Origin of the sequence: Flavobacterium pectinovorum (assembly GCF_006438875.1) — a bacterium.
In the GTDB taxonomy this organism is placed as follows: domain Bacteria; phylum Bacteroidota; class Bacteroidia; order Flavobacteriales; family Flavobacteriaceae; genus Flavobacterium; species Flavobacterium pectinovorum_A.
Window position 1 is genome coordinate 161,357 of the sequence record NZ_RCZH01000014.1, and the last position, 9,860, is coordinate 171,216.

1 protein-coding gene is annotated in these 9,860 nt (G+C 39.5%); it reads left to right on the forward strand.

The features are described from left to right. Window positions 1–63: 63 nt before the first annotated feature. On the forward strand, window positions 64–9,860 hold a 9,797-nt coding region (locus tag EAH81_RS19835; protein WP_140510445.1), incomplete at its 3' end, for a hypothetical protein.

Below are 9,860 nucleotides of genomic sequence, written 5' to 3' on the forward strand. Positions count from 1 at the left end.
TGGCAACAACTTTTCAAAATATAATTTATAAAAGCAGGCATATCATCTAAAGCGCATTTCTCTATGAAAAAAAAAATTACTAAACTCCTATTCTGTTTATTTTTAACGTATAGTTCAACAATTGTATTTGCACGATTATGTCCTGAAATAACCTTTACTACGTTTCACAACGACGCATTAACTACAAAAATTCATCATTTTTTAGATATAGCAGGGACTTCCTCTTTATCAGCTTCTTCCTCATCAAATGATACAACAACCTCAGTACCGGATTTAATTCCTGTTTCTAAAAGTTCTGACAAATCTGCATCAACATCTGTGTCGCTTTATGATAACTTAATCACTAATGGGGATTTTGAACAGGGAAATGTTGGTTTTACCAGTAATCACAATTACAAAAGCGGAACAGGTGCTACTTTAATATATGCAACCGGCAGCTATGGTATTGCAACTGATCCTAAATTAGTTCATAATGCTTTTGCAAGTATGGTTGACCATACAACCGGCACAGGAAAAATGATGGTTGTAAATGGCTCGACAGCAGCCAACGTAGTTGTTTGGTCTCAAAAAGTTAGTGGCATTAAGCCAAATACCAAATATTTGTTTTCGGCCTATTTAGCATCCTGTACATCAAGCGCTCCTGCTATTTTAAGTTTTACTATAAACAATCAAAAACAAGGTGATAATATAAGTCCCAATGGAGTAGCTGCCTGGACTCAGTTTTATGCAGAATGGAACAGCGGATCAACAACAGGCGATGCAATAATTACGATTACAAATCTTCAGGCAGGTGATAACGGTAATGATTTTGCGCTTGACGACATATCGTTTACAGAAGCCCCCAAACCATGTGCAGGAACCCTAAGTATAATTGAAAAAGACGATATGGGTACCGGAACCGCTAACTGGGGAGATCCCTTAGATGGTATTACGGCAACAACAAACTACACTTACTCGACATCGACTATGGGTCCGGGAAAATACGGCCGCGTTAAAAACCCATTTTTTGCAGGTGTTGCAGGATGGGCAGATGACACTGACCATACCGGAAATGGCGGTTATATGTTAATTTTTGATGCTTCTGCTACTCCAGGAATTTACTATGAAAGAGCATACAGTAATTTATGTTCCGGCATTGAATGTAATTTTTCTATACAAGCTGCCAATTTAGCCACAAATCCTGCCTGGATTAGACCTAAAGTAAAAATTGAATTATTACATCCAACAACAAAAGCCGTTTTACAATCCTTTAATTCACAAGAATTAGCCCCTAGTGCAACAAAAAAACTTCTTTGGAACGAATTGTCCATGTCATTTACGGTACCAGCAGGGTTAAGCAGCGTCATCATGCGAGTATCTAATATACAGCCTCAAAATGCTGGTAATGATATTGGATTTGATGATGTGGTATTTAGTATTTGTGTACCGGAGTTGAAAATTGATACGGGAGAAAATTCTAAAAAAATATGCAAAAGCACGTCAACCACTCTTACTATAGCTGATTTGCCTGATTATCACTTTCAATGGCAAAGCTATAACGGAACAGACTGGAAGGACATACCTAATGAAACCAACAAAAAATATGTTACGCCGATCTTAACAACAGATACTAAGTATAGGGTTCGCTATGCCGCTACTGGTATTGATATTGCCAATAACAATGGTCTTAAATGTTCCGGTAATTCAGAAATATTAGTAGAAGTAGCTCCAGCTCCTTCGGTAAAGGTTACTGTTATACCTGCTGAAGGGACTCTGTTCGCAAAAGTGACTTCCAGTACAAACGATACAAACCAAACAACAAAATTGGCTGACAAAGGCTTTACCAGCTTCTCCCGTCTCACTGCAAATGCCAATACGGGAACCACTATATGTGTAGGAGGCACTGGTTTTTTAACAACAGAGCCAAATCCTTCAATTGCGACAACAACATTTACGGGGCATTGGAATTCTGATACAGATCCAAAAGCATATACGGTAGAACAATCTATGAAAAATTCAACCGCATGTAAATTTAGCGCAACTAGTATAAGAAATTATACTGCTAGTACCTTTACCGTAAGTGTATCTGGAACTTATGTCCTTAAAATGAAGGATACAGACGCTTATGATGGTGCTGCTTATATATATACAGGAGGCTTTACTCCTGGCAACTGTTCCGGAGGAGGTACTTGGATAATAGGGGACGATGATACCGATGGAAGGTTCGCAGAACCAAGATTGACAGCTTATTTTAATGCAGGAGTTACTTACACCTTAATATCAACCTTATGGGCAACTAACTCAGGAACTTATGTTGGGGATTATACCTGGACCATTACACCGCCAACTGGAGGGCAATTCCTTTTAAATACTTTAAATTATTGGTACACATCACCAACCGGTGGTAATCCTATAGGCTGGGGTGATACTTTTAACCCTGTAGGAGTGACAGGCTCAGTAATAAGAGATAATAAGAGTGCACAATCCGCTACCTATTATGTAAGCAATGAAAAACCCGGTTCTGTTAGAACTCCTCTAGTATTTGAAATTGTTGCTAATAATACTGTAGGTCAAGCATCATCAAGACCTACAGTAAATGTTAATGAAAAAATACCAAATATTACCCACACTACAACAGGTGTGGCAAGTATTGGCACTCCCATAAATCTGCCTCCCGGGGTTGCTGTTGCTTTATCATCGAACAATATTACGATTAGCGGTACTCCTACAGCAGCAGGTGTTTATAATTACACGATTCCATTAACAGGAGTTTGTGGAAATACAACCGCAACAGGAACAATAACTGTCAATACAATATTGACAGCCAACATCACCGGGACGATATCAGTTTGTATGAATCAGACAACACCAAAAGTTACTTTTACTGCAAATAACGGTCAAACACCTTATACCTTCACCTATTCAATAAATGGTGGTCCGGATTTAACTGCAACTACCGGAATAACAGAAAATAGTATTAATATTGATGTTCCTATGAATGTAGGAACCTTTATCTATACGCTTAAAAGAGTAAAGGATGTTGCTAATGAACAGCTGGAAAACGGAAAATTTGCAACCATACAAATTAATAAACAGCCTGCGGTCAAAGTTTCTTTAAATCCGGTGGCAATTTGTTCCGGATCTGTAGCTACCTTCAATTTTCAAGGACCTTCATACGGTAAAATAACCTATAGTATAGATGGTATTAACCAAACAATAGAACTAGATGATGAAGGTTTTAATAGTATATCTGAGGTTGTTACCAATGATACTAAACTTATTATTATAAGTATAAAAGATATTTATAATGCGTCGTGTTCAAATGTGACAATTAATGAAGACGTCCCTTTAAACGTAACTGCTGCCAGCAAAGCATTTACAGCATCTACAGAGCCTGTGGTTTGCGCAGGCATGCCTATACAAAATATTACCCATACTACTGCGGGAGCAACCGGTATTAATACTACGGGAGCAACAAAATTACCTCCCGGTGTTACAGCTAGCTGGAACTCTAATACAATTACCATTAGCGGTACGCCAACAGCAGCAGGAATTTATAATTACAGCATCCCACTAACCGGTGGTTGTGGAAGTGCTGCTGCAACAGGAAAAATAACGGTAACTTCTCAATCTGAAACCAGAACGACAACAAATGCAACTATTTGTATGGGAGAAACTGGTTTATTAAGTGCTGTTACCGGCTCTGGAATAATTCCGGCACCCGTAACCGTATTTGCAGATCGATGGAATGTCGCTACAGATCTTAAATCATTAATGCCTACTCCGATAGAGAACAATCTACCAACATGTAAGTTTTATCCAGATACTTATGGCAGTTATAAAACAATTACATTTTCTGTAAATGTAACTGGCACCTACAGTTTACAAATGACTGGTGCAAATATGTATTTTAGAGCCGGTTATCTTTACAAAGGCAATTATGTCCTGGGTACATGTCCCGGAGACGGAACATGGATAACGGGTGATGATGACTTCGGTTTTATAGGTGCAAAGAACCCTACTTTAACAGCTCATCTGGAAGTAGGAACACTATACACGTTGGTGTCAATTATTAATGCATACAATGACCCCAATTATTCTACAGGTTATACCTGGACACTTACACCTCCTGAAGGAGGAGGGTTTTATTTAACGCCTTTAAATTTATGGTACACATCGGCTACCGGTGGTGACCCTATTGGTTGGGGACCTTATTTGAATCCTGTTGAAACACCAAATTCTGGTATTGTAAACCAACCTGGTGCTACGACTTTTTATGCAGGAGATGCAACAGGTTGTACCACAAGAGTTCCTGCAATCTTTACAATTCTTGAAAACAATACTGCCGGAGCAGCTTCGTCTGCCCCTAGTGAATATGTCAATACGGTCCTGCCAGCAATTACCCATACAACTACGAAAGCTACCGGTATTGATATTGGAGCAGCAACCGGATTACCTGCGGGAATAACGGCAAGCTGGGCAGCTAATACAATTACAATTCATGGTACACCTACAATTGCAGGAGATTATGATTACAGCATTCCCATAACAGGAGGCTGTGGAAACATTGCTGCAACAGGAAAAATAACGGTAAAACCTGCCAACACAATTACTTTAACGTCTGCTAATGCAACGCAAAATATATTTATAAAAAATGCAATTACAAATATCGTTTATACTACAAATGCATCCGGAGTAACGGTAACCGGTCTTCCGGCAGGAGTTACCGGTGTATTCAATGCTGGTATATTTACTATAAGCGGCACCCCGACTACAGAAGGCATATTTGATTTTACTGTCACTACTACTGGCAGTACAACTGTTAGTTTAACCGGTACTATTACAGTTAGTTCTATACCACTATCAGCCTGGATTATGATGGAGGATGATAATAGAAACGGATTAATTGAACCGGGCGAAAAGCTAAAATTTAAGCTTTATGTAGCTAACATAGACCCAAACCATGCACCCCTATTAAATGTTAGCGGCTCAATTGACTTACCTGTTCATACTACTCCGGCCTTTGGTACAAATGGCCAGACCCCTAATAGAGTTTCATTTTTTGATTCATTTTTTACAGAAATACCTTATTACTGGGACATGGTCACTAAGGAAGGAGGGCCTTATGTTGCAATTAGTGCAAATGCAGATTGTAACCTGACTGATGTAAGTAAAATTGATGTTATTGGACGAGTGTATATTAATGGGGTACAGGTAAAAATGTCAGTCCCTGTTTTATCCTCAAATCCAACAGCAGAATGGATCGCTTTAAATGGAGACGCTACTAAAAGTTACTGTATTCCGCCAGATCTGGAAAACTGTACTTCGCCAACAGGTTGTCCATCAAGTTTTCCTGTAAATATAAACCCAAAATTAACAATTGCAAAACCAGCAGCGGTATGTTCCGGAAGCACTTTAAACTTGACAGCACCAGAAATCACTATTGGTACACCATTAAAGACTAAGAACTGGTACTTAGATGGTACAATATTTACCCCTACAACAGTAGTAACAACAGCTGACAATGGCAAAACACTGCAATACAAAGCGAGCAATAATTGCAGCGACGAAAGCAGTAACAGCGTAACTATTACCGTAAATGCCAATCCTGATGTTCCGGTAATTGTTTCAACAGCATCTACCTGCTCAAAAGCAGGAACAAGCACTATCAGCAATTATATTTCTGGCAATACTTATACATTTAGTCCTACAGGACCTGGTGTCGATACTCAAGGACTTATTAACAGCATGACTGTTGGAACTCTATACGATGTAACTTCAAAAGATGCCAATTGTACTTCATTAGCTTCAGCACAATTTAAAAACGGGTCGCAATTAGCTGCCCCTGAAGCTCCAACGTGTACAAAAGCAGATCCAATAACTTGTGCAATTTTAACGGGAAGTATTACCGTAACAGCCCCTATAGGTACCAACTATCAATATGCTATAGATGGAGGAACTTATCAATCGTCACCCGTATTTTCCATCGTATCCAAAGGAGGTCATTCTGTAACCGTAAAAGAAATTTCAACGGGCTGTATTTCTGCGGGACAAAATGTTACGATCAATGCAGCACCTTCGGCACCAACAGCAGCTATTTCATACCCGGCATCTTCTTATACTAATGTTGGTACTGCTGCAATAACACAAACAGGTCAGACTGGCGGAACATATTCTGCAACACCAGCCGGATTAAGTATTAATGCAACAACGGGCATTATTGATCTTTCAGAAAGTCTGCTTAACACTTATACTGTTACTTATGCGTTCTCCAATGCATCTTCATGTACCAATACTGCCACCACTGCGGTTACCGTAACCGGACCACAAATTACAGCCTGGCTTAGTGTAAGAGACGGCAATGGCAATGGAATAATAGAACCTGGCGAAAGAATTAATTTTCTATTTGAAATGGCTAACATGGACCCTAATCATGTAACACTTGAAAATGTTAAAGGCTCTGTCAAATTACCAAATAATACAACCCTTGTATCTGCTACTGACATTTTCCTTTATCCTAATACGCATTCATTTAGTAATCCTGAATATCTTTCTTTTCCATATTTATGGGATTTAAGTTATCAAAGACAAGCAGCAATGAGCATAGATTTTATAGCTGATTGTGATTTAACAGGAGTTGATAGAATTGAAACCGTTGGAATTGTTTTTGTTAATGGCGTAGAAGTTAAAGTATCAGCCCCCCCGATTAATCTAACAGATACAGCCAAATATATAAATGCTGGTGGAAGTAATCTATATATTCAACCTCCGGCATTAGTTAATTGTCCTGGAGGCTGCCCAACAGGGTTACCCGTTAGCGCAATTAAAGCACAGGACCTACAAGTTAATAATCCAACAGCAATCTGCGCGCCAGCCACAGTTGATATAACTGCAGCAGCGATAACAAGCAGCAGTACAGGAATAGGATCATTAACTTATTTTACTGATGCTCTTGGCACTGTCACTTTAACAACTCCAAAAGCAGTAGCAACAAGCGGAACTTATTACATAAAAAGTACTATTACGCCAAAATGTTTTGTTATTAAACCAGTGGTTGTAACGGTAAATCCATTGTCAACGGTAACTTTTACAAAAACTGACCCTACAACCTGCGCCGTTGCAACAGGAAGCATTACCGTAACTGCGCCTTTAGGGGCAAATTATGTTTACGCTCTTGATAACGGGGCTTACCAATCGGAAGTTTTATTTGAAGGAGTTGCTTCGGGAAATCATACAATAACAGCAAAAGAAACAGTTTCGGGTTGTATTCCAATACCTGCAAACGTTGCGATTAATGCAGCACCGTCTGCACCCCAAAAACCTACATTTACAAAAACTGACCCTACAACCTGCGTTGTTGTAACAGGAAGTATTACGGTAACTGCTCCAGTAGGTGCAGGCTATCAATACGCTATAGATGGGGGAACTTATCAATCATCGCCCGTATTTTCCATCATATCCACAGGAAATCATTCTGTAACCGTAAAAGAAATTTTAACGGGCTGCATTTCTGCAGGACAAAATGTTACTATTAATGCGGCACCTTCGGCTCCAACAGCAGCTATTTCATATCCGGCATCGTCTTATACTAATGTTGGTACTGCTGAAATAACACGCACAGGTCAGGCTGGCGGAACATATTCTGCAATACCAGCCGGATTAAGTATTAATGCAACAACGGGGATTATTAATCTTTCAGAAAGCAAGCTTAACACCTATACTGTTACTTATGCGTTCTCAAATGCATCTTCATGTACCAATACTGCCACCACTGCGGTTACCGTAACCGGGCCACAAATTACAGCCTGGCTTAGTGTAGTAGACGCCAATAAGAATGGAATAGTGGAATCTGGCGAAACATTAACTTTTATGTTGGAAATGGCCAACATAGATCCTAATCATGTAACGCTTAAAAACGTAACGGGTTCTGTGAAACTACCAGCTCATACAACACTAATATCCTCTGATATCTATGTTTATCCTAATACATTTACATTCAGTTCCCTTGGGAATTTAGATTTTCCATATATATGGAATCTAGGCTGGATGAGACAGCCTGCGATAGTTGTAAGGGTAAGGGCAGATTGTGATTTAACAGGTGTAGACAAGATAGAGACCATTGGTATGGTATATGTTGACGGAGTTGAAGTTAAAGTATCATCTGCTCCTGTTAAAGTATCGGATGCAGGCACTTACAAAATAATTAATAGCGATGATGACAGTTATCTTCAACCTCCGGCATTAGCTAATTGCCAGGAAGGCTGCCCAACTGGATTATCTGTTAGCACAATTAAAAAACAGGAACTACAAGTTAATAATCCGCCAACAGTCTGCGCCCTCGCCACAGTTGATATAACAACAGCAGTTATAACAAGCGGCAGTATAGGAATAGGGGCATTAACTTATTTTACTGATGAAGCCGCTACCCAAAATTTAACAACACCAACTGCCGTAACAACAAGCGGAACTTATTATATAAAAAGTACTATTGCGCCAAATTGTTTTGTTATTGAACCAGTGGCTGTAACTGTGAGCCCAAAACCGGAAGAGGTTGTAACTATAGAAAATATCTGCTTTGGTGAGAAATATACCTGGGCTGCAAACGGAATTGAATATTCTGAGTCTGCCTCAATCACTCTTGAAAAAGACGGATGTACCCCGGATCAGGTATTAAAACTGACTGTTGGGACTAAACCGCAAGAGGTTGTAACTATAGAAAATATCTGTTTTGGTGAGAAATATACCTGGGCTGCAAACGGAATTGAATATTCTGAGTCTGCCTCAATCACTCTTGAAAAGGACGGATGTACCCCGGATCAGGTATTAAAACTGACTGTTGGGACTAAACCGCAAGAGGTTGTAACTATAGAAAATATCTGTTTTGGTGAGAAATATACCTGGGCTGCAAACGGAATTGAATATTCTGAGTCTGCCTCAATCACTCTTGAAAAGGACGGATGTACCCCGGATCAGGTATTGAAACTGACTGTTGGAACTAAACCGCAAGAGGTTGTAACTATAGAAAATATCTGTTTTGGTGAGAAATATACCTGGGCGGTAAACGGGATCGAATATTCTGAGTCTGCCTCAATCAATCTTGGAAAGGACGGATGTACCCCGGATCAGGTATTAAAACTGACTGTTGGGACTAAACCGGAAGAGGTTGTAACTATAGAAAATATCTGCTTTGGTGAGAAATATACCTGGGCTGCAAACGGAATTGAATATTCTGAATCTGCCTCAATCACTCTTGAAAAAGACGGATGTACCCCGGATCAGGTATTGAAACTGACTGTTGGAACTAAACCGGAAGAGGTTGTAACTATAGAAAATATCTGCTCTGGTGAAAAATATACCTGGGCTGCAAACGGAATTGAATATTCTGAGTCTGCCTCAATCAATCTTGAAAAAGACGGATGTACCCCGGATCAGGTATTAAAACTGACTGTTGGGACTAAACCGGAAGAGGTTGTAACTATAGAAAATATCTGTTTTGGTGAGAAATATACCTGGGCTGCAAACGGAATTGAATATTCTGAATCTGCCTCAATCACTCTTGAAAAAGACGGATGTACCCCGGATCAGGTATTGAAACTGACTGTTGGAACTAAACCGGAAGAGGTTGTAACTATAGAAAATATCTGTTTTGGTGAAAAATATACCTGGGCTGCAAACGGAATTGAATATTCTGAGTCTGCCTCAATCAATCTTGAAAAAGACGGATGTACCCCGGATCAGGTATTAAAACTGACTGTTGGGACTAAACCGGAAGAGGTTGTAACTATAGAAAATATCTGTTTTGGTGAGAAATATACCTGGGCTGCAAACGGAATTGAATATTCTGAATCTGCCTCAATCACTCTTGAAAAAGACGGATGTAC